The sequence below is a fragment of the Streptomyces sp. NPDC051907 genome (assembly GCF_040681075.1).
Lineage (GTDB): Bacteria > Actinomycetota > Actinomycetes > Streptomycetales > Streptomycetaceae > Streptomyces.
Genome location: NZ_JBFAYB010000002.1, coordinates 161806 through 182628 on the forward strand (window position 1 = coordinate 161806; position 20823 = coordinate 182628).

Annotated in this window: 17 protein-coding genes; 11 read left to right on the forward strand and 6 right to left on the reverse strand. The window is 70.4% G+C overall.

All coding sequences use genetic code 11. The annotated features are described in order from the left end of the window. Positions 1-47: 47 nt before the first annotated feature. Positions 48-2879 (reverse strand): penicillin acylase family protein, encoded by a 2832-nt coding sequence (locus AB0M39_RS02085; protein WP_365359105.1) that lies wholly within the window; start codon positions 2877-2879, stop codon positions 48-50. A gap of 231 nt (positions 2880-3110) precedes the next feature. Between AB0M39_RS02085 and AB0M39_RS02090 the strand changes: the two genes are divergently transcribed. The 6 genes from AB0M39_RS02090 (at position 3111) to mscL (ending at position 9348) form a co-directional block, all read left to right on the forward strand. Beyond that, positions 3111-4769 carry a potassium/proton antiporter gene (locus AB0M39_RS02090; RefSeq protein WP_365359307.1) on the forward strand — a complete coding sequence of 553 codons (1659 nt, stop codon included), beginning with the start codon at positions 3111-3113 and terminating at the stop codon, positions 4767-4769. A 261-nt stretch (positions 4770-5030) separates the two neighbouring features. After that, on the forward strand, positions 5031-6299 hold the full coding sequence (locus AB0M39_RS02095; protein WP_365359107.1) for an MFS transporter: 1269 nt from the start codon (positions 5031-5033) through the stop codon (positions 6297-6299). A gap of 69 nt (positions 6300-6368) precedes the next feature. Continuing rightward, entirely contained in the window at positions 6369-6722 is a 354-nt protein-coding gene (locus AB0M39_RS02100) for an FmdB family zinc ribbon protein (protein ID WP_365359109.1), read from the forward strand. 90 nt (positions 6723-6812) lie between these two features. Beyond that, positions 6813-7655 carry an S-methyl-5'-thioadenosine phosphorylase gene (locus AB0M39_RS02105; RefSeq protein ID WP_365359111.1) on the forward strand — a complete coding sequence of 281 codons (843 nt, stop codon included), beginning with the start codon at positions 6813-6815 and terminating at the stop codon, positions 7653-7655. A 475-nt stretch (positions 7656-8130) separates the two neighbouring features. Further along, positions 8131-8730 (forward strand): RcpC/CpaB family pilus assembly protein, encoded by a 600-nt coding sequence (locus AB0M39_RS02110; protein ID WP_365359113.1) that lies wholly within the window; start codon positions 8131-8133, stop codon positions 8728-8730. Positions 8731-8880: 150 nt separating this feature from the next. Then, positions 8881-9348, forward strand: a complete 468-nt coding sequence (gene mscL, locus AB0M39_RS02115; protein WP_365359115.1) for a large conductance mechanosensitive channel protein MscL — start codon at positions 8881-8883, stop codon at positions 9346-9348. A gap of 160 nt (positions 9349-9508) precedes the next feature. Here mscL and AB0M39_RS02120 read toward each other — a convergent pair whose 3' ends face one another. Further along, on the reverse strand, positions 9509-9715 hold the full coding sequence (locus AB0M39_RS02120; protein WP_365359117.1) for a hypothetical protein: 207 nt from the start codon (positions 9713-9715) through the stop codon (positions 9509-9511). Between the two features lie 378 nt (positions 9716-10093). Here AB0M39_RS02120 and AB0M39_RS02125 point away from each other — a divergent pair, with 378 nt between their 5' ends. The 3 genes from AB0M39_RS02125 to AB0M39_RS02135 all read left to right on the forward strand — a co-directional run bounded on the left by AB0M39_RS02125 (position 10094) and on the right by AB0M39_RS02135 (position 13375). Further along, positions 10094-11272: a low temperature requirement protein A gene (locus AB0M39_RS02125; protein WP_365359119.1), complete on the forward strand. Its 1179-nt coding sequence runs from the start codon at positions 10094-10096 to the stop codon at positions 11270-11272. Between the two features lie 91 nt (positions 11273-11363). After that, positions 11364-12428 carry a P1 family peptidase gene (locus AB0M39_RS02130; RefSeq protein ID WP_365359121.1) on the forward strand — a complete coding sequence of 355 codons (1065 nt, stop codon included), beginning with the start codon at positions 11364-11366 and terminating at the stop codon, positions 12426-12428. A gap of 143 nt (positions 12429-12571) precedes the next feature. After that, positions 12572-13375 carry a DUF6227 family protein gene (locus AB0M39_RS02135; RefSeq protein WP_365359123.1) on the forward strand — a complete coding sequence of 268 codons (804 nt, stop codon included), beginning with the start codon at positions 12572-12574 and terminating at the stop codon, positions 13373-13375. 179 nt (positions 13376-13554) lie between these two features. Here the strand turns inward: AB0M39_RS02135 and AB0M39_RS02140 are convergent, their stop codons facing one another. Both AB0M39_RS02140 and AB0M39_RS02145 read right to left on the reverse strand, forming a co-directional pair. After that, complete coding sequence (locus AB0M39_RS02140; protein ID WP_365359125.1) at positions 13555-14163, reverse strand: HXXEE domain-containing protein; 609 nt, start codon at positions 14161-14163, stop codon at positions 13555-13557. A 107-nt stretch (positions 14164-14270) separates the two neighbouring features. Continuing rightward, positions 14271-15812, reverse strand: coding sequence for an MFS transporter (locus AB0M39_RS02145; RefSeq protein WP_365359309.1), 1542 nt, complete (start codon positions 15810-15812; stop codon positions 14271-14273). 215 nt (positions 15813-16027) lie between these two features. Here AB0M39_RS02145 and AB0M39_RS02150 point away from each other — a divergent pair, with 215 nt between their 5' ends. Further along, the gene (locus AB0M39_RS02150; RefSeq protein ID WP_365359127.1) at positions 16028-16987 is read left to right on the forward strand and encodes a YafY family protein; all 960 of its coding nucleotides are present in this window, start codon (positions 16028-16030) and stop codon (positions 16985-16987) included. Between the two features lie 169 nt (positions 16988-17156). Here the strand turns inward: AB0M39_RS02150 and AB0M39_RS02155 are convergent, their stop codons facing one another. Further along, positions 17157-18161: a sigma-70 family RNA polymerase sigma factor gene (locus AB0M39_RS02155; RefSeq protein WP_365359129.1), complete on the reverse strand. Its 1005-nt coding sequence runs from the start codon at positions 18159-18161 to the stop codon at positions 17157-17159. 662 nt (positions 18162-18823) lie between these two features. On the opposite strand from AB0M39_RS02155, the gene AB0M39_RS02160 reads away from it, so the two are divergent. Further along, positions 18824-19870, forward strand: a complete 1047-nt coding sequence (locus tag AB0M39_RS02160) for a questin oxidase family protein (protein ID WP_365359131.1) — start codon at positions 18824-18826, stop codon at positions 19868-19870. A 96-nt stretch (positions 19871-19966) separates the two neighbouring features. On the opposite strand, the gene AB0M39_RS02165 is transcribed toward AB0M39_RS02160, so the two are convergent. Next, positions 19967-20749, reverse strand: coding sequence for a class III extradiol ring-cleavage dioxygenase (locus AB0M39_RS02165; RefSeq protein WP_365359133.1), 783 nt, complete (start codon positions 20747-20749; stop codon positions 19967-19969). Positions 20750-20823: the final 74 nt, after the last annotated feature.

Below are 20823 nucleotides of genomic sequence, written 5' to 3' on the forward strand. Positions count from 1 at the left end.
CGCCGGCGTGGACGCCGTTCCCGCTCCGGGTCATCGGGACGTCCGTGTCATCGGGACGCCGGAACGAGCTTGAGGGTGTCGACCGTCTTGCCCGACACCGCCTGGGCGCTATAGGGCCAGTCGAGGAGCTCGCCGTTCGCCCACTTGTCCGTCTGGTCGGTGTAGTGCGCGCTGTAGGCGTGCCCCGAGGCGCCGGTCAGATTGATCCAGCGGGACCGGTCCCAGTCGCCGACGGTGACGACCATCCGCATCGAAGGCACCCAGATCACCTCATAGCCGGTCGCCGCGTTCCAGCCGGTGGCGTTGACGGTGGCCTCGCCGCCGCCCAGGTTCCACGGACCGCGGTTGAGCACGAACTGGAGGAAGCCGGGACCCTCGGTGCCGAGCGTCTGGTTCTTCAGGGTCAGCTGGTGCAGCCGCCCCCAGCTCCACGTGGAGGCGTCCTTGCCGAGCTTGGCGGTCAGCTCCCAGCGCGCGTCGTCCATAGCGCGCGCGAGCAGCTTGTCCCGGGTGACGGTGGCGGGCTCCGTACGCGTCTCAGGGGAGCGCCACCAATGGCTCTTCTCGTCCTTGAGGATCTTGCGCACGACCTCGAACCAGCGGTCGCCTCCGTCGGGCTGGGCCGAGTCGGAGTCCCGCTCGCCGCACTCGCGCACCCGCTGGTTGAGCTCGTCGTCCGGGGCCGTGCTGTCGGCCGGACGGACGCTGAGGCACTCCCCCTCGGGCCGCATCTCCTTGGGGAGCTTGTTGCCGAAGGCCAGCTTGAGGACGTTGCGCCAGACCGCGTTGAAGTACGCGGCGGCGCCGGAGTCCGGCTCCTGGGTGTAGTCCCAGCCCTCCAGCAGCTTCTGGGCCTCGCGGACGTACGGGTCGGAGATGTCGATCTTGAGCAGATACGGCGTCAGCAGCTTGGCGATCTCGCTGCTGTTGTCCATCTGCATGGTGCGCATGTCCTCGGTCGAGATCTTGCCGCCGCCCTGGATCTTCGACTCGATCAGATCGTTGATCCGCTGGCTGCGCGCGCCATAGCCGTAGTCCTTGGTGATCAGATAGGGGTACTTCTTCGCGTTGATCACGGACTGGTTGGCGGTGACGATGTAGCCGCGCTCGGGGTTCTCCTCGTACGGCATCTCGTCGAAGGGGATGTAGCCCTTCCACTTGTAGTTCGGGTCCCAGCCCGGAGCGGGCGTCGAGCCGTCGCCCGTGGCGCGGACCGGGATCTTGCCGGGCGCCTGGTAGCCGATGCCGCCCTTGGCGTCGGCGTAGATCAGGTTCTGCGAGGGGACCTCGAACTTCGAGGCCGCCTTGCGGAACTGCTGGAAGTCCTTGGCCCGGTTCAGCTCGAAGACGGCGTCCATAGTGTTGCCCGGCTGCAGGGCGGTCCACTGGAGGGCCACGCCGTAGCCCGCGCCGCGGTCGGGCGCGGAGTTGGAGACGGGGGCCTTCTGGCCGACGGTCTCCAGCTCGTCGCTGCGGTCGGAGACGAGCGGGCCGTGGGCGGTGGAGCGGACGACGATCTTCCTGGAGGCGCCGCCCGCGACCTTGATGACCTCGTCGCGCCTGGTCAGCTGCTTCTCCTCGTCGCCCACCTGGTAGCGGTCGCCGCTGAGCTTCTCGAGGTAGAGGTCGGTGACGTCCGCGCCGAGGTTGGTGAAGCCCCAGGCGATGTCCTGGTTGTGTCCGATGATCACACCGGGCGTACCGGAGAAGGTGTAGCCGGCGGTGTCGTACTGGCAGGACGCCGAGACCTGACGGCAGTGCAGACCCATCTGGTACCAGAGGGACGGCAGCTGCGGCGCGAGGTGCGGGTCGTTGGCCAGCAGCGGCTTGTTCGTCGTCGTGTACTTGCCCGAGACGACCCAGGAGTTGGAGCCGATGCCGCTGCCGCTCGGGCCGAGGAGCGCCGGGATGGCGTCCAGGGACTCGGAGAGCGCGGAGAGCTGCGAGTTGACGCCCTGGACGGCGGTGCCGGGGTTGCTCGCCGTGCCGGCGCCGGCTCCCGTGCCCCTGCCGGTCCCGGTGCCCGTGCCGTTGCCGGTGCGGGAGCTGCCCGCGTTGCCGGTGTTCGTACCGCTGCTGGCGCCGCCCGCGGACCCGGACGGCTTGGCCTTCGGGTCGAACTTCCCGGTGACGGGGTCGATGCCGCCGCCGCCCACGATCGGCTTGTTCCGGTCGTACGGATAGGCCGGATACAGCTCCTTGATCTGCTGCTCGTTGAGCCTGCTGGTCAGCAGCGAGCGGTCGATCTCCTCCTGCATGTTGCCGCGCAGGTCCCAGGCCATCGCCTTGAGCCAGGCCACCGAGTCGACCGGCGTCCACTGCTCGGGCTTGTAGTCGTTGCTGAACTCGAGAGCCGCGTACTCGACGGAAAGCTCCTTGCCCTCGCGGCCCTTGAGGTAGGCGTTGACGCCGTCCGCGTACGCCTGGAGGTACTTCTTGGTCTGCGGCGAGAGCTTGTCGTCGTACTCCTGCTGCGCCACCTGGCGCCAGCCGAGGGTGCGCAGGAACGCGTCCGTGTCGACCTGGCTGGAGCCGAACATCTCGGAGAGGCGGCCGGCCGTCATATGACGGCGTACGTCCATCTCCCAGAAGCGGTCCTGGGCCTGGACGAACCCCTGGGCGCGGAACAGGTCTTCGTCGGTGTCCGCGTAGATCTGCGGGATTCCATAGTCGTCGCGCTTGACCTCGACCTGGCCCTTGAGGCCGTCGAGCTCGATGGTCCCGGTGGTCTGGGGGAAGGAGGCGCGCACGGTGCTGATGCTCCAGTAAGCGCCGTATCCGACACCCGCGACAAGCGCCAGCACCAGGACGATCACGAGCAGGCGGGCGCGTCGCCCCTTCTTCTTCTTGGGGGAAGAGGCGGTTGTGTTGGCGGGCATCGCTGTCCTTCGAGGGGCAGGGTGGTCCTGGGAGTGCTGGAGCAACTCTAGGCGCAGCTCCTAGCCGGGCCGGACGCGGTATCGGTAAGGCGGCGCCCGGGGCGCTCCCGCACCCCGGCTCGAACGGAAGATCGACCGCATCAAGGAAACGTTAAAGATTAGGTAAGGTAACGAAGTGTTGGGGCCGGAAGAACGTTCCGGCCACGCAGACGCCAGGGGAAGGATCGGCCACTGACTGTCCACGAGCTCAACGAACTCCTGCTCATCTGCTCACTCGTTCTGCTCATCGCCGTCGCGGCGGTGCGCATCTCGTCCCGGAGCGGGCTCCCCAGCCTGCTGCTGTACCTCGGGATCGGGATCGCCATCGGACAGGACGGGATCTTCGACGTCCGGTTCGACGACGCGGAACTGACGCAGGTGATCGGCTATGCCGCACTTGTCGTGATCCTGGCCGAAGGCGGCCTGGGCACCAAGTGGAAGGAGATCAAGCCCGCGTTGCCCGCGGCCGTCATGCTGTCGACGGTCGGCGTCGCGGTGAGCGTGGGAGTCACGGCGGCGGGGGCGCACTATCTGGTCGGCCTGGAGTGGCGCCAGGCGCTCATCATCGGCGCGGTCGTCTCCTCGACGGACGCGGCCGCGGTCTTCTCCGTACTGCGCAAGGTGCCGCTGCCGTCCCGGGTGACCGGTGTGCTGGAGGCCGAGTCCGGCTTCAACGACGCCCCTGTGGTGATCTTGGTCGTCGCCTTCTCGACGGCGGGCCCGGTGGACGACTGGTACGTGCTCGTCGGGAAGATCACGCTGGAGCTGGCGATCGGCGCGGGCGTCGGACTGGCGACGGGCTGGCTGGGCGCCTATGGACTGCGGCATGTGGCGCTGCCCGCCTCGGGCCTGTACCCGATCGCCGTGATCGCCATCGCGGCGCTGGCGTACGCGGCCGGCGCCATGGCCCACGGCAGCGGCTTCCTCGCCGTCTACCTCGCCTCCATGGTGCTCGGGAACTCCAAGCTCCCCCACGCGCCCGCCAACCGCGGGTTCGCCGAGGGGCTGGGCTGGATCGCGCAGATCGGCATGTTCGTCCTGCTCGGCCTGCTGGTGACCCCGCACGAGCTGGTGCACGACTTCTGGAAGGCGGTGGTCGTCGGCCTGGTGCTGACCATGGTGGCCCGGCCGCTGGAGGTCTTCGTCAGCCTGCTGCCCTTCCGTATCCCCTGGCCCGAGCAAGTGCTGATGTCGTGGGCCGGACTGCGCGGCGCCGTGCCGATTATTCTCGCGACCATTCCAATGGTCTCCGGCGTCGAGGGCAGCGACCGGATCTTCAACATCGTCTTCGTGCTCGTCGTCGTCTACACCCTGGTCCAGGGGCCGACGCTGCCCTGGCTGGCCCGGGCGCTGCGACTGGGCGACGCGTCCGACGCCGCCGACCTCGGGATCGAGTCGGCGCCGCTGGAGCGGCTGCGCGGACATCTGCTGTCGGTGGCGATCCCGGACGGCTCGAAGATGCACGGCGTCGAGGTCGCGGAGCTCCGGCTGCCGGCGGGCTCGGCGGTCACCCTTGTCGTACGGGACGGAAAGAGCTTCGTGCCCCTGCCCTCGACCGCGCTGCGGCGCGGCGACGAGCTGCTGGTGGTGGCGACGGACCCGGTGCGGGACGCGGCGGAGCGCAGGCTGCGGGCCGTGGGGCAGGGCGGAAAGCTGGCCTACTGGCTGGGGGCGAACGGCAGGCCCGGCGCCGACTCCGCGGGCAGGGGCGGCGCGGCTCGCCGCGGCCGGGGCGGCGTGAACCGCAGAGGTCCGAGCGGCCAAGGGCGGTCTTCGAGCGGAAGCGGCCCGGGTGGAAGCGGCCCGAGCGGAAACGGTTCTGGCAGCGACGGAAGAGAAACGTCCGATTAATCCCAGGTGTACGCCTAAAAGTGTGGCCTACTTCCCAGGTGCGGCGACAAAATCCCCTGTACCATGAAGGCACACTGATCGACCAACTCTGCCTGACGCAGAGCTGGCGCGACCGTATGGCGGCCGCGGTGCCCTTCTCAGGCCCCGGTATCTACCGCAGTTCCGCGCAAGAGGACAGCTCTCGGCGGCTCCAGTGCGTCTCGTATCACGAGTACGGCGCGCGCCAAGGGAGCGCTACCAGGCGGTAGAAAGGCACGGACCGTGGCATCCACGGTCGCTACCGACAACCGCCCGGGCTACGGGCAGCTGCTCCGCACCCCCGGCGTCTGGACGTTTCTTCTCCCGGGCTTCGCCGCGCGCCAGCCCTTCGCGATGCTGACCATAGGCATCGTCCTGCTCGTCCAGCACACCACCGGCTCCTATGGCAGCGCCGGCGCCGTCGCCGCCTTCACCGGCGTCTCGATGGCGCTCTTCGCCCCGCAGAGCGGCAAGCTCGCGGACCGCTTCGGCCAGCGCGCCGTGCTGTTGCCGGGCGTCCTGGTGCACACCGCCTCCGTCGCTGCCCTGACGGCGCTCGCGCTGGCGGACGCACCGCTATGGGCGCTGTTCGCGGCGGCCGTCCCGACCGGCGCCTCCGTGCCGCAGGTCGGCCCCATGGTCCGCGCCCGCTGGGCGGCCAAGCTCGACGGATCGCCCCTGATGTCGACCGCGGCGGCCTTCGAGTCCGTCACGGACGAGTTCACCTTCGTCGTCGGGCCGGTCCTGGCGACCGCCCTGTGCACCGGCGTGCACCCGGCCGCCGGACTGATCGCGGAGGCGGCGCTGACGCTCGCCGGCGGTCTGCTCTTCGCCGCCCAGCGCGCCACCCAGCCGGCCGTACGCGCCGCCGCGAGCGCTTCCCAGCCGCATGTGTCCGCGCTCAGCGTGCCGGGTGTGCGGGTGCTCGCGATCGCCTTCCTCGGCATCGGCTCGGTCTTCGGCGGAATGCAGGTCTCGCTGACCGCCTTCACCGAGGAGATCGGCAACCCCGGCGCCAACGGCCTCCTGTACGGCGTCTTCGCCGCCGGCAACATGCTCGCCGGCATCGCGTGCGGCGCCATCGCCTGGAAGACCGGGCCCCGGCGCCGGCTGATCCTCGGCTACGCGGCACTGACCCTCGCGGCCTCCACTCTGTGGGCGGTTAACTCCGTGGCGCTGCTCGCCGTCCTCGGCCTGCTGGTCGGCCTGTGCATCGCGCCCGCCCTGATCACCGGCTACACGCTCGTCGAATCGCTGGTGCCGGCCACGGCCCGCACCGAGGCCTTCACCTGGCTGACCGGCGCCGTGGCGCTGGGCCAGGCGGCGGCCGTGACGGTCGCCGGAAGGCTGGCCGACGGACACGGCGCGAGCGCCGGATTCGTGGTGCCGCTCGTCGGCACGGCACTGGCCCTGACGACCATGGTGGCGCTGCGCTCGCGGCTCTCGCCGAAGCCCGCGGGCCGGATCGCGGCGCGTGGCGTGGGTCACCGAGTGCCGGTCACGGTGGACTGATCCCGCGGAATACGTCACTATGGACCGTCGTTAGCACTCATTAAGTAAGAGTGCCAGGAGGAAGACACAGTGCCGACCTACCAGTACCAGTGCACCGAATGCGGCGAGGGCCTCGAGGCGGTGCAGAAGTTCACCGATGACGCTCTGACCGTATGCCCCAGCTGCGATGGACGCCTGAAGAAGGTGTTCTCGGCGGTCGGCATCGTCTTCAAGGGATCCGGCTTCTACCGGAACGACAGCCGCGGCTCGTCGTCGAGCAGCTCGCCTGCCTCGTCGTCGAGCTCGTCCTCGTCGAACGGCTCGGACACGAAGTCCTCGGACTCGAAGCCCGCCGCCTCCTCGACGTCGTCGTCTTCTTCCTCGTCGTCGAGCTCCTCCTCGTCGAGCTCCTCCAGCTCCAGCGGCAGCAGCTCGGCCGCCTGACCTGGCGCTTTTCTGAGACCTTCGCAAGGACCCCGCCGTAGTGCACGGCGGGGTCCTTCGCGTTTTCGGGGTGCGGCTACTGTGATCGCCATGGCGACTGATGCGAACGCAGAGATCGGTGTGATCGGCGGCTCGGGCCTCTACTCCTTCATGAAGGACGTCACCGAGATCCAGGTAGACACCCCCTACGGCAGCCCCAGCGACTCCCTGTTCCTCGGCCAGATCGCCGGGCGACGGGTCGCCTTCCTGCCCCGGCACGGACGCGGCCACCATCTGCCGCCGCACCGCATCAACTACCGCGCCAACCTCTGGGCGCTGCGCTCGGTGGGCGTACGGCAGGTGCTCGGGCCGTGCGCGGTGGGCGGGCTGCGGCCGGAGTACGGCCCGGGGACGCTGCTGGTGCCGGATCAGTTCGTGGACCGCACGAAGTCGCGCGTCCAGACCTTCTACGACGGTCTGCCGCTGCCGGACGGCACACTGCCGAACGTCGTGCACGTCTCGCCGGCGGACCCGTACTGCCCCGCCGGGCGCAAGACGGCGCTCGCGGCAGCGCGCGGACAGGGGTGGGAGCCGGTGGACGGCGGAACCCTGGTGGTCGTCGAGGGACCGCGGTTCTCGACCCGCGCGGAGTCCCGGATGCACGCGGCGCTGGGCTGGTCGGTGGTCGGCATGACCGGGCACCCGGAGGCCGTGCTCGCCCGCGAGCTGGAGCTCTGCTACACGACGATGACCCTCGTCACCGACTTGGACGCAGGGGCCGAGAGCGGTGAGGGCGTCTCCCACGAGGAGGTGCTGAAGGTCTTCGCCTCCAATGTCGACCGGCTGCGCACGGTGCTCTTCGACGCGGTGGCGGAGCTGCCGGCGAACGAGGACCGCGACTGCCTGTGCACGCGGGCGCTGGGCGGCATCGACCCGGGGATTCAGCTGCCGTAGCCGGCGACGTCCTGCAGTCTGCTGTCTGCCGCCCGCTGTCTGGTGTCGGCTGTCTGCTGTCTGCTGTCTATGGATCGCTTGCGGTCTGTAGATCTCTTGGCGTCTATAGATCCCTGGATCTCGTGTCGTCTATGGATCCCTCGCCCCGCGCGGATCCCTCTGCGGGGTGAGGGAGTTATCCACAACGCGAAGGTCGTCCACAGGCCTCGGCGAGATCTTCGCCGAGCGTGGATCGTGAGGAGCGGTCAGTCCAGCTCCACTCCTCTCCTCACGACAGGCGGTGTGCGTCATGTCCCTGCCCTCTTCCTCCCTGCCCTCTTCGCCTGGGCCCTCTTCGTCCGGGCCCCCTTCGTCCCTGCCCCTTTCCGGGTTTCTACTGCCTCCACGCTCGTATTCCGTGCCGCCGCCTCTGTCGCCTCCTCCGGCTTCCTTTCCGTTCGCGTTTCCGGCTTCCCAGGTGCCGGAGCCTGTCGGTGTGCCGGAGTTCGCCCCGCTGCGGGTGCGCGGCGGGGCACACCGGCTGCGTCGGGCGATGCGCCGAAGGCGGCGCGCGCTGGCAGCCGGTCTCGCCATGACCGCGGCTGCCTTGGCGGCGTCCGGCGCGCACGGCGACGACGGCGTACGGGCCGGTGCGCCGGCCACCGACCCGCAACGGGAGCGACCGACGGCTGCCGAGATGGTGTCCGCTCCAGTGCGCATCGCGGACGCGGCGACGGTCAGGCTGCTGCGCCCGGGAGACCGAGTGGATGTGATCGCGACTCCCAACTCCCCTGCGGGGGAGGGTGCGTCGGCGCGCGTGGTGGCGTCTGGCGTCCGCGTGAGCAATGTTCCGCGGAACGTCCCCCGTGCTGACGCGGGAGACGTTCCGCGCGAAGACCCACATAAAGACCCGAGTGAAGGTCCGAGTGACGATCCGCGTGAAGTCCCTTATGAGGTAGCGGAGATGAACGGGGCGTCGCGTGAGGCGTCGGATCCGGAGGGCGGCGCGCTGGTCGTGCTCTCCGTTCCGCGCTCCACGGCCGCGGCGCTTGCCGGCGCTGGAGCGACGTCGCGGCTGGCGGTGACGGTGTGCTGACCACCCCTGTACGCACGGCTCGTGCGGCTCGCACCGACATGCCCTCAAGCCACCTGATCGCGTGTGCGGATTGGACAGTGCGGTTAAGCGCTGACGTAGGTTTCGGAGCGTTTGGCTCCGTGTCCCGCCCCAGCGAAGAGAGGCTCAGTGGTGAGCGAGAAGAAGGTCAGCGTCCTGGAGGGCTTCAAGGCTTTCCTGATGCGCGGCAATGTGATCGACCTGGCCGTGGCCGTAGTGATCGGCGCAGCGTTCACCCAGATCGTGAACTCCGTGGTGAAGGGCGTCATCAACCCGGTCGTCGGCGCCTTCGGGACGAAGGAGCTCGACTCCTACAGCTCCTGTCTGAAGGGCAGCTGCAAGGTGGTGAACGGCGAGGTCGAAGGCATCCAGATCCTCTGGGGCACGGTGCTCAGCGCCACACTCACCTTCCTGATCACCGCTGCGGTCGTCTACTTCCTGATGGTGCTGCCGATGTCGAAGTACCTGGCGCGGAAGGCCGACCGGGAGGCCGCCAAGGAAGGCGCGAAGGAAGTGGTCGAGCTCTCCGAGCTGGAGGTGCTGAAGGAGATCCGCGACGCACTCGTCGCGCAGCGTGGCTCAGGGCGCGACGACCAGTAAGAACGGCTCAGCGCGCGAGCGACAGGCCGACGGCGCCTCGGCGGCGGGCTGACACCCCGCCCGCTGCCGCTCAGCCGTGGTGGGACGCTCAGCCCTGGTGGAGCACTCAGCCGAGGTGCGGCGCTCAGCCGCGGCGCGGCACTCAGGCGTGGTGGGGCACTCAGGCGTGGTGGGGCGGCTTCTCGTCGAGGAAGCGCGCGAGATCCGCCGCACTGTCGCCGCTCGGGGTGGGCCGCTCGCCCCACCCACGGTCCGTATCGTCCGCGGACTGCTGGTCCAGCGGATCGTCGAAGTCGAGCTTCGGTCGTGGCGACTGCTGCCGGGGCTGCTCCGCATCACGCGGTCCGGGGGCGGGGGCGGTGCTCATGCCTCCAGGGTACGGCGACCGGCTGGGGCGCCAGACGTTGCCTGCTCGGGGACGGACTCCGAAGTCGGCTCGGCGGGCCCGGGCGGCGGCCGGACCACCGCTCCCCGGAGACCGCACGCACCCTATGGACGGCATGCACCCTCTGCTCCCCTTACTCCCCCTTCTCCGGGGTGGGTGGGTGATCGCCGCGTCCAGACGGCCCGCTCGGGCGGCCGACGGCGGAAGGCGTCCTCCGGACGGCGGGATGCCTACGCCAGACAGCGTGAGACGGCCGCCCGCATGGTTCCCACCGCCGCTCCCCCGCCCAAGGAAGCCCGCCCCCGTCGCCGCAGTGCGCGTCGCCATGGGCGGGGCAGCGCCCTCTGGTGTCCTGTCCCCATGACGCCCACACCCACAGGGCGGCCCCTGCGCCGCATGACCTCCCGCAGCAGGGACGAAGCACACCGGGCCGTTACACCGCTCGAGCTGTTCTTCGACCTCTGCTTCGTCGTCGCCGTCGCCCAGGCCGGCGTGCAGCTGGTGCACGCCGTCGCCGAGGACCACGCCGCCAGCGGTGTCCTCGACTACGCCATGGTCTTTTTTGCCATCTGGTGGGCCTGGATGAATTTCACCTGGTTCGCCTCGGCGTACGACACCGACGACGTGCCCTACCGCGTCGTGACGCTCGTACAGATCGCGGGTGTGCTGATCCTCGCCGCCGGGGTCGCGCGCGCCTTCCAGGACCATGACTACTTCTACGTATGGCTCGGCTATGTCGTCATGCGCGTCGCACTCATCACCCAGTGGCTGCGCGCCGCCGCGTCGACCGAGGGGCCCGAGCGCGCCACCGCCCTGAGGTACGCCGCCGGGGTAGCGCTGTGCCAGGTCGGCTGGCTGGGGCTGGTGGTCCTGCCCGAGGACCTACGCCCCTGGGTCTTCCTGGTCATGGTGTTCGCCGAGCTGGCCGTCCCACCGCTCGCCGAGCGCTCCATGGCCACCAGCTGGCACGCACACCACATCGCCGAGCGGTACGGCCTGTTCACCATCATCGTGCTCGGCGAGACGATCTTCGCCGCCACCGTCGCCATGCAGTCCGCGCTCGACGAGTCCGACGAGCTCAGGAAGCTGCTGCCCATCGCCGGAGGGGGCCTGCTGATCGTCTTCTCCGCCTGGTGGGTCTACTTCGCCGTCCCCGCCCACGACCGGCTGGTCTCCAACAAGGAGGCCTTCCTCTGGGGTTACGGCCACTACCTGATCTTCGCCTCCGGTGCGGCGATCGGCGCGGGCCTCGAAGTCGCCGTCGAGCAGGCTGCTCACAAGGCCCATATCTCTACGACGGCCGCCTCGGCCGCCGTCACCATCCCCACCGCGCTCTTCCTGCTGACCGTATGGCTGCTGCACGCCCGGCACTTCAAGCACGGCCTTGCCCAGCAGCTCGCGCTCCCCGTGGCGGCCCTCGCGATCCTCGCGTGCACCTTCGCGGGCGCCTGGGCCGTGCTCGCCGCCGGGTGCGTGGCCGCGGCGACGGTGGCGGTCGGAGTGACGCTTGCCAGCCGTTCGCCGGAGACGGCGCGATGAGCAGGTCAACTGCCGTGATACGCATGGCACAGCCACCCCAGCTACCCCAGGCAGCACAGACACCACAGGTGCCACGGACAGGAGAGACACAGTGACGGGCGGTCTTACGGATGTCCCCGGCCTCCGCGTCGGCCATGCGCGCGTGCCGGGCGAGGGCGCGCTGAGCGGCGCCACCGTCGTCCTCGCGCCCGTGGGCGGGGCGGTAGCCGGCGTGGACGTACGGGGAGGCGGCCCGGGCACCCGGGAGACCGACGCGCTCGATCCCCGCAACCTCGTCGAGCGCGTCGAGGCCGTCGTGCTCACCGGCGGCAGCGCGTACGGCCTCGAGTCGGCCGCCGGGGTGATGGCGTGGCTGGAGGAGCAGGGCCGGGGCGTACGGGTCGGCCCCGACCCGTCCCAGGTGGTGCCGGTCGTCCCGGCCGCCTGCGTCTTCGACCTGGGCCGCGGCGGCGACTGGAGGGCCAGGCCGGACGCCTCGACCGGACGCGCCGCGGTCGAGGCCGCGGCCGCCACCGCCGAGGGCGCACCCGTCGAGGAGGGCTCGGTCGGCGCGGGCACGGGCGCGGTCGTGGGACAGCTCAAGGGCGGCGTCGGCACCGCCAGCACGGTCCTGGAGTCCGGGATCACCGTCGCCGCGCTGGTCGTCGCGAACGCGGTGGGCGCTGCGGTCGATCCGCTGACGGGCGTGCTGTACGGGCAGTACATCGAGGGCCGCGTCGCCTACCCCTCCCCCGAGGTCCACGCCGCCGCCGAGCGTCGGCTGGCCGCGGCGCGCGAGAGGAACGGCCCTCCCCCGCTGAACACGACCCTCGCCGTCGTCGCCACCGACGCCGAACTGACGCCCGCCCAGGCCCAGAAGCTCGCGGGCACCGCCCACGACGGCATCGCACGCGCCGTCCGCCCGGTCCATCTCCTCAACGACGGAGACACCGTCTTCGCCCTCGCCACCGGCGCGACCCCGCTCGCCGCCGACGACCGTCTCGCCCTCAACGAGGTGCTGGCCGCCGGCGCCGACACGGTGACCCGCGCGATCGTGCGCGCCCTACTGGCCGCTCAGAGCGTCGAGGGTCCAGGAGGCACGTTCCCTTCGTACCGGGATCTCTACGGCTCGCACCCGGATCCCCACGGTGCCGGACCCGACCGCGACGGCGACTGACCCATGGGCCGGCCGAACCAGCGGGGGCGCGGGAACTTACCGCGCACTCCCTTCGTTTTGCCGAACCCCGGACGCATTGTCAGACCCAAGCGCTACGTTTAGCAATCACCAAGTGACTTGCGGCGACGGCCTGGAGACCCACCTTGAACGATCCGTACGAGACAACCGAGGCGCACCTCGAGCGACTCCTCGGTCGGGCGCTCAACTCCTTCGACCTGCCCGACGCGACGATCGAACGGCTCGACTCGGCGCTGGCTCACGCCAGTTCGCTGCACTCCTCGCACCACACGGCGACGCTGCACCTGGCGACGTACCGGCACGCCTACCTGCTCAGCGACGGCGGCTCGCTGGTGCTGTGGGAGCTGGTGCACAACACCGGGCGGGACAGCGCGGAGCAGCACGAGCTGTACACCGAGGAGTCGGAGGCGCGCCTCGCGGCGTCGCGGCTGCCGGCCGGCTTCCCGGGCTTCGACGGCGCCGACGGCGCCGACGGCGCACCGTGCGGCCTGGTGGGCGGTCTCAACGGCAGACTGGGCAGCGGACCGGACTGCGGCCTGGACACCGGGCTCGAGCTGCTCGCCTCGCTGATGTCCGCTCCCCCGACCCCGCTCCCGCGGATGTACGTCCCAGAGGACTCGGCCGACCACGCCCGCCGTGTGCTGCGCCGCGCCGAGAACGCCGACCGGCCGGGCGAGGGCACCGCGCGCCGGCTGAAGGCGGCCTTCGCGCACCACATCACCCAGGTGTTCGGCCGCCAGTGCCGGGTGGAGGGCAAGGACGCGGGCTTCACGCTCTACGAGCACGCGTTTCTGCTGCTCGACGGCACCGAGACGAGTCTGTGGGAGGTCGAGCACACGGCGACGCCCGACGGCCGCCATATGTGCGAGGTGTACGGCGCGGAGCGCACCGCGCGCGAGGCCATGGAGCACCGCGCACGGGTGCGCTGATCCGCTGCCGCCGGATTGCAGGCGCGCTCCCGTTCGACTCACTCCGGAACGACGGAACGCCGGACGGGAGGCAGACGGGAGGCAGCGGATCGCGGTCACGTGCTGGACGCCGTCCGCGACTCCGCCTGACGATCACGGTCACATACGGGACGTCGCCCCACTCCACCTAACGGTCACGGTCACGTAGTGGACGTCGTCCGACTCCGCCTGAGCAGCCGTCGTGCCACCATGTGCGACCCGACCGTGGCCGCTGCGGCGAGGCCCAGGCCCTGCGCGATGTCGCGCGGTCGTGCGGGGCGCAGCACCCCGGCTCGCCGCAGCCGGCCGCGGGCCCAGAGCGTGAAGGGAACGACCACCAGCGGAGAGGTGGCCGAGCCCGGCGTGTAGCCGCGGACGGCAGCCGCCTGCGCGAGGTGGACCAGGCCGTGCAGCCCGAATCCGTTGAGCGCTCCCTGGTAGAAGGAAGAGCGCCCGCCGGTGCGGTGCCCGTCGGCCGCCGCGGCAGCGACGATCACCGCCATCGCGGCGACGGCCGTGCTGAACTCCCGCCCGTCGATGGACTCCAACCGCCGCCATATCGCCTCCGGCGCCTGCGGAAAACGCTCCCGCAGCTCCCCTACCCGGGTACGCGTCCAGCGCGGCACCGTCACTACTTCCTCGGCGTCGTGCACCGCCCACGCCGCCAGCAGCCCGAAGGTGACGCCGACGCCAACACCGCCGACACCGTCTCCGCCGACACCGCTGCCTCCAGTGCCGGCGCCGTCCTGATCGATCTTGTTTCCGTTCATGAACAGGCAGTCTGTCAGGGCCCGTTGACTGCTCCAGCAGGGGTTGCGCACACAGAAAGGCCCGGCCCGGGGTCGTATCCCCAGGCCGGGCCTCGCGCCCCACAGGATCAGTGGGCGAGTGCGGGCTCCACCTGACCGGTGTCGGTCTGACCCGGGTTCGCCTGCCCCGGCACCTTCACGGAGTCGGGGCTCGCGGCGCCCGGCCCCTCGGAGTCGTCCGAGCCGTCGGAGTCCGCAGAGTCCTCAGCGTTCTCCGCGCCCTCCACGTGCTGCTTGGACCGTGCCGGCAGCGCGAACATCAGCGCGAAGATCGCGACCAGCACCGCGGCCACCCACCACAGCGAGTTCTGGAACGCCTCCGCGAAGGCCGTCCCGACCTCGGTCGGGGTCGTGGTCTGACGGTCGTCGATCGTTCCGAAGAAGACGACCGAGACCAGTCCGAGCCCGAGCGCGTTGCCCATCTGTCCGGTCGTGTTGATCAGCCCGGACGCCGAGCCGGCGTGCTCACGCGGCACCTCCGACAGCACCGCGTCCGTCAGCGGCGCGACGATCAGGCCCATGCCGGCGCCCATGATCACGAGCGGCGGGATCATCTGCCAGGAGTTGATCTCCAGGCCGTACCGTCCGGCCTCCCAGATGTAGAGCAGCAGACCGGCCGCCATCGTCGCAGCGCCCGCCTGCAGCACCTTGCGGCCGAACCGCGGCACCAGCGTCTGCACGGACATCCCGGCCGCCGTCGACACCGCGATCGAGAACGGCACGCCCGTCAGCCCCGCCCGCAGCGGGGTCCAGCCGAGGCCGGTCTGCATGTACATCGTCCACACCAGGAAGAAGATGCCCATCACGATGCCGAAGGTCAGCTGCACAGCGATGCCGGCCGCGAAGCTCTTCACCTTGAACAGCGACAGTTCCACCAGCGGCGAGCCGTCGCGCCGCGTCTTGTACTTCTCGTACGCCAGGAAGAGAGCGAAGACGACCAGGCTGCCGACCATGCACAGGTGACCCCAGAGCGGCCAGCCCAGCTCGCGGCCGCGCGTCAGCGGGTAGATCAGCATGAGCAGGCCGAGCGTGACGAGCGCGACGCCGACCAGGTCGAGGCGGAGCGCCTTCGGGGCGCGGGACTCGGTGATGAACTTCCGGCCCAGGATCAGTCCGGCGATGCCCACCGGGAGGTTGATCAGGAAGATCGGCCGCCACTCGAGGCCGAAGAGGTTCCACTGGGTCAGCAGCGCGCCGAGCAGCGGGCCGGAGACCGCGCCGAGGCCGATGATCGCGCCGAACAGGCCGAAGACCTTGCCACGCTCATGAGCCGGGAACGTGACGTGGATGATCGACAGCACCTGCGGAACCATCAGGGCCGCGGTCGCACCCTGGAGGAGGCGGGAGGCGACCAGCATCTCCTCGTTCGCGGCGAAGCCGCAGAGCGCGGAGGCGAGCGTGAAGCCGGTAATGCCGATCAGGAAGAGGCGCTTGCGCCCATATATGTCACCGAGGCGGCCGCCCGTGATCAGTCCGGCGGCGAAGGCGAGCGCGTATCCGGCGGTGATCCACTGGATCGCGCCGAAGGAGGCTCCGAGGTCCCGTTCGATGCTCGGGATCGCGATGTTGACGATGGTGACGTCGACCAGGTCCATGAACGCGGCCGTCATGACGATGGCGAGCGCGATCCAGCGTCGGCGATCGGCGGCCGCGCCGGCTGCCGTGTCCGCGTTGCCGACGGCGCCCTCACCCGCCCCATCCGTACCCGAACTGGCCTTTTCCGTTACCGCGACCCGTGAAGTCTCTGCACTCGGTGAACTCATAGGAAGAATGTAATCTGGATGTAGGTCAGCTCATGTCCTAGATGACGGGCATCCTGAGAAACATGACGGACACTCCGGCACGACTCCTGAATCTGCTCTCCCTCCTCCAGACTCCGCGCGAGTGGCCGGGCAGCGAGCTCGCCGAGCGCCTCGAAGTGAGCCCGCGCACCATCCGGCGCGACATCGACCGGCTGCGCGACCTCGGCTATCCGGTCGAGGCGACTATGGGCGCGGTGGGCGGGTACCGCCTGGTCGCGGGCGCCGCGATGCCGCCGCTCCTCCTCGACGACGAGGAGGCCGTCGCCATCGCGGTCGGGCTGCGCGCGGGCGCCGGCCACGCGATCGAGGGCATCGAGGAGGCTTCCGTACGAGCCCTGGCCAAGCTGGAGCAGGTACTGCCGTCCCGGCTGCGGCATCGGGTCACCACCCTGCAGGCGGCGACGATCCCGCTCACGCGCGGCGACGGCGCGACGATCGACCCGCAGACCCTCACGGTCATCGCCGCGACGGTCACCGGCCGGGAGCGGCTGCGCTTCGGCTACCGGGCGGGCGACGGCACCGAGACCAAGCGGCAGGTGGAGCCGTACCGGCTGGTCTCGACGGGCCGGCGGTGGTACCTGGTGGCGTACGACGTCGGGCGCGAGGACTGGCGGACGTTCCGGGTCGACCGGGTGTCGGAGCCCTTCGCGACCGGGGCGCGGTTCACGCCGCAGGAACTGCCGGAGGGCGCGGACGGGGCGGAGCTGCTGAGCCGCACGATGTCCCGCCAGCAGGCCGAGCACGACGTCGACGTGACCTTCGCGGCCCCGGCGTCCTTCGTGGCAGCCCGCCTCCCCGACACGCTGGGCGCGCCCACGCCGACGGGCGAGGAGGAGTGCCGGCTCCGCGTGCGCACAGGGGACTCGGTGGAATGGCTGGCGCTGCGACTGGCCCTGGTCGACTGCGAGTTCACGGTGGCGGGTCCGCGGGAGCTCGTGGAGTACGTGACGGACCTGGGCGCGCGCCTGACGCGCTCGGTCTAGCGCCTGAGCGGCGTCGAGCCCCTGCACTCCGTCCCGCGACTGGTCCCGCGACTGAACGAACGCACGACCGCATAGAAGAAGGACCCCGGCGCCAGGGGGGGTGGGCGCCGGGGTCCGCTTATGGGGAGTAAGAAGGGCTAAGGGATAAGAGCGGGGGAGAGCGACCGGCTTACGCCGCCGCGTCGAACCCCGTGTCCCTCGCCATCTTCTTCAGCTCCAGCAGCGCGTGCTTCTCGATCTGACGAATCCGCTCCCTCGTCAGGCCATGCTCCTTGCCGACCTCGGTCAGCGTCCGCTCGCGGCCGTCCTCGATGCCGTACCGCATACGGATGATCGAAGCCGTCCGGTGGTCCAGCTTGCCTATCAGACCGTCCAGCTCCTCACTGCGCAGCAGCGTCATGACCGACTGCTCCGGCGAGACCGCCGAGGTGTCCTCCAGCAGGTCGCCGAACTGCGTCTCGCCCGCGTCGTCCACCGCCATGTTCAGCGAGACCGGGTCGCGAGCCCAGTCCAGCACGTCCGTCACACGCTCAGGCGTCGAGCCCAGCTCGACCGCGATCTCCGCGGCCTCCGGGTCCCGCCCGTTCTCGCGGTTGAACTCGCGCTGGACACGGCGGATCCGGCCGAGCTCCTCCACCAGGTGGACGGGGAGCCGGATCGTGCGGGACTGGTCGGCTATAGAGCGCGTGATCGCCTGGCGGATCCACCACGTGGCGTACGTCGAGAACTTGAAGCCCTTGGCGTAGTCGAACTTCTCGACCGCGCGCACCAGGCCCGCATTGCCCTCCTGGATCAGGTCCAGCAGGGGCAGGCCGCTGCGCGGGTAGCGCCGGGCGACGGCGACCACAAGGCGGAGGTTGGAGCGGATGAAGACGTCCTTGGCGCGCTCGCCCTCGGCAGCCAGCGCTTCGAGCTCCTCGCGCGTCGCGCCGCCGGCGTCGCTCTCCACCTCTTTGTCGAGGACCTGCCGGGCATAGACGCCCGCTTCGATCGTCTGGGACAGCTCGACTTCCTTTGCGGCGTCGAGCAGGGGCGTACGCGCGATCTCATCGAGGTACATGCCGACCAGGTCGCGGTCGGCGATCTCCCCGCCCACGGCGCGAACGCTGCTTGCCCGGACGGTCCCAGTCCCAGTGGAATCGGACTGACGACGGGCGACGGCACGGGTTGCCATGCGAGCTCCCTTGCTGAGTAGGTCGCGACACCCTTCCGGGTGCCCTGCATCCGATGGAAACAACGACTGGAATCCGGACAGAATTCCCATGCCGCCCATCGATTTTCGTGATCATGCAGTACCCTGTCGGCCCCCACCGGTGGGCGAATCCGGTAGAAACAGACAGAGGTGCAGGTCAGGGCGGACACGACGGCCGGTCTCGAAGACTCCGCGCAGCCCCGACATCGCTGCGCACGCGTGACGGCCGTCACACTCGACGCGCCCCCTTGCCCGTCGCCGCACTCCCCACCTGAAGACGGCGTGCGCCGCCTTTAGGTTGCTCGGGATGTCCGTTCTGCCCTGCTTCCCCGTCGGGGGTCAGATATCCCAGTCGTCGTACGCCGACCTCGTAGCCCTGCCGAAGCGCCTCGCAGCCCTGCCGACGTCCTGACCGACGCCCTGGAGGGAGTCCCGGTCGACGTCGTGACTCCCACTCCCGTACGCCTCCCCCGAAATCCCGGCCTCAGACCTCCGACGTCAGGCCGACGTCAGGCCCCGATCTCAGACCCGCCCAAGCCGGTGCTCAGGCCCGCCCTCAGACCCCGGTCCCAGCCCCATAGAGGCTTCAGGACTAGGGCCACAGCCCGTTACGGTGCGCTGGGGCCCCGCCTAGGGTCCAGATCATGGACACCCAAGGCGGCAAGACGACCGGCGCCAGCGGCGCGACCGACACCACCGGCACCCTCGACGAAGCACTGGAGCGACTCCACGCCTCCGGCCCCGAGCGGAACGGCTGGCTGAGCAATCACGCCCCTATGGCGGTCGAGGCCCTCGTACGCCGCGGCCAGGCCCCGACCGTCCACCGCTGGCTCGACTACTACCGCGCCAAGCTCGAAGACATGCCGGACCTCAACACCCCGGTGACGTACGGCAATTGGCGCGAGGCACTCGGCGACCCGAGCCGCATCGCCGACTGGACCGCCTACTTCGCGCGCGAGACCGTCGACCGCCCCTGGCGCGAGGTGCTCGCCGAGTGGTGGCCGCGGCTGGCCCCCGGTATAGCGGCGGGCGCGACGCACCCGGTGATCCGCGTGGGCCATGCCGTACGCACCCTGCTCACCACCGAGGAGACCGCGCCCCGCATCGCCGAGCTCGCGCACGGCCTCGGCTACTGGGCCGCTCGCCATCAGCTGCTGCCGTCGATCCAAACCCTCGATCCGGCGCCGAACGCCGCGGCCGCGCTGGCCGGCGTACCGGCCATCCCCGTGCAGGGCGGCGGTATTCGGGCCCGGTTCGGCCAGCTCAGCGCGTTCCCGCTCTGGGGCGAGGCCCCGGACCCGGACACCGCGCGCGCTCGCCTCACGGAGCTCGTCGCGGCGGCGACCCACCGCTATGCCACGCACGGCCACGGCGAGCCGACCATGCTGGTGCACGCGGCGACCGCGCCCAACGCCGTACTGCGTACGCTGCCGGCGCTCCCGCGCCAGCTATGGGCGCCGAGTCTCTCCGCGGCCTGGGCGGCCAGCGCGGCCGTCACCGCCGCGTACACCCCGGCCGAGCCCACGGCGTACGCGCCGGCGACGGCGAGCGCCGAGGAGATCTTCGAGCGGGCGGCGGCGCACGGCGACGACCACACGATCAAGTTCGCGGACACCGCCTTGGACGTCGGCGACGCGACGGCCCTCGCCGCCGCCGTGCGCTCTATAGAGCTCAACCCCCCGGCGCTCTGACCTCTGCGCCGCCCCTCGCGCTCCCCTTATTAGCTGTGCGCTATCAGCTGTGCGCTGCCCTTGGCTGTTGCGCTGCGCCCAGCCCTTGGGCGGCCTCTAGCCGAACTGCACGGAACGCTTCGCCAGGCCCATCCAGAAGCCGTCGATCACGCTCCGCCCGCTCTCGAGCTCGCCCTGAGACGCTCCCAGGGCGACGAACAGCGGTGCGAAGTGCTCAGTCCGCGGATGAGCCAGGCGCCCCGCCGGCGCCTTGTTCTCGAAGTCCAGCAGCGCGTCCACATCTGCTGCCGCGAGCGCCCGCTGCCCCCAGTCGTCGAACTCTGCCGACCATCCGGGAGTGCCCTGGTGCCGCAGCGCCGCCAGGTTGTGGGTGAAGAACCCGCTGCCGACGATCAGCACACCTTCGTCCCGCAGCGGCGCGAGCCTGCGCCCGATGTCCATCAGCTTCCGCGGGTCGAGGGTGGGCATGGAGATCTGGAGTACGGGAATGTCGGCGGCCGGGTACATCTCGACCAGGGGAACGTACGCACCGTGGTCCAGGCCCCGGTCGGGGATGTCCTGAACCGGGGTCCCGGCCCGGCGGAGCAGTTTCCGTACGGAGTCGGCGAGCTCAGGCGCTCCCGGCGCTCCATAGCGCACGCGGTAGTAGTGCTCGGGGAAGCCCCAGAAGTCGTAGACCAGCGGCGCCGTCTCGATCGCGCCCAGGGCGAGCGGCGCCTCTTCCCAGTGGGCCGAGACCACCAGGACCGCCTTGGGGCGCGGCAGGGACGCGGACCACGCGGCCAGCTCGCCGGGCCAGACGGGGTCGTCGGCGAGCGGCGGCGCGCCATGGGAGAGATACAGGGCGGGCATCCGCTCCGCGGTGGGGGTGGCGTTCATGACGTTGACTCCCGAATCCGACTCCAGGGTACTACTTGAAGTCTCAAGCTACAGGGACCGTAACTCCATATAGT

Bases quoted from the DNA above. Each gene is read 5' to 3' on its own strand.
- AB0M39_RS02155 (WP_365359129.1), bottom strand. From the start codon at position 18,161: ATGGCAACCCGTGCCGTCGCCCGTCGTCAGTCCGATTCCACTGGGACT.
- AB0M39_RS02140 (WP_365359125.1), bottom strand. From the start codon at position 14,163: ATGAACGGAAACAAGATCGATCAGGACGGCGCCGGCACTGGAGGCAGC.
- AB0M39_RS02160 (WP_365359131.1), top strand. From the start codon at position 18,824: ATGGACACCCAAGGCGGCAAGACGACCGGCGCCAGCGGCGCGACCGAC.
- AB0M39_RS02105 (WP_365359111.1), top strand. From the start codon at position 6,813: ATGGCGACTGATGCGAACGCAGAGATCGGTGTGATCGGCGGCTCGGGC.
- AB0M39_RS02125 (WP_365359119.1), top strand. From the start codon at position 10,094: ATGACGCCCACACCCACAGGGCGGCCCCTGCGCCGCATGACCTCCCGC.
- AB0M39_RS02150 (WP_365359127.1), top strand. From the start codon at position 16,028: ATGACGGACACTCCGGCACGACTCCTGAATCTGCTCTCCCTCCTCCAG.
- AB0M39_RS02165 (WP_365359133.1), bottom strand. From the start codon at position 20,749: ATGAACGCCACCCCCACCGCGGAGCGGATGCCCGCCCTGTATCTCTCC.
- AB0M39_RS02120 (WP_365359117.1), bottom strand. From the start codon at position 9,715: ATGAGCACCGCCCCCGCCCCCGGACCGCGTGATGCGGAGCAGCCCCGG.
- AB0M39_RS02145 (WP_365359309.1), bottom strand. From the start codon at position 15,812: ATGACGGCCGCGTTCATGGACCTGGTCGACGTCACCATCGTCAACATC.
- AB0M39_RS02085 (WP_365359105.1), bottom strand. From the start codon at position 2,879: ATGCCCGCCAACACAACCGCCTCTTCCCCCAAGAAGAAGAAGGGGCGA.